This is a genomic window from Natrialba sp. PRR66 (assembly GCF_034808065.1).
GTDB lineage: Archaea > Halobacteriota > Halobacteria > Halobacteriales > Natrialbaceae > Natrialba > Natrialba aegyptia.
Map to the genome: position 1 here is coordinate 1 of NZ_JAXHGN010000226.1, position 244 is coordinate 244.

Consider the following 244-nt stretch of genomic DNA (forward strand, 5'->3'; position numbering starts at 1 on the left):
GAACCGGGCACCGTCGTCGCGGACCGAACGCGCCTCTCGCGGGTCTTCGAGAACCTGTTCCGGAACGCGGTCGAGCACGCGGCGACCGGCTCCCGGACGGCCTCCGGTGACGCGCCGCTGACGGTGACGGTGACGGTGACCGTCGGACCGCTCCCCGACGAGGACGGCTTCTTCGTCGCCGACGACGGCCCCGGCATCCCCGAGGACGTCGCCGAGTCGTTGTTCGAGGAGGGCGTCTCCGGCG

General features: G+C 73.0%; 1 protein-coding gene. It reads left to right on the plus strand.

Going from position 1 to position 244, the window contains the following annotated elements:
* Positions 1-244: ATP-binding protein (locus SM755_RS24060; RefSeq protein ID WP_323174890.1), on the plus strand; the 244-nt coding region annotated here is incomplete at both ends.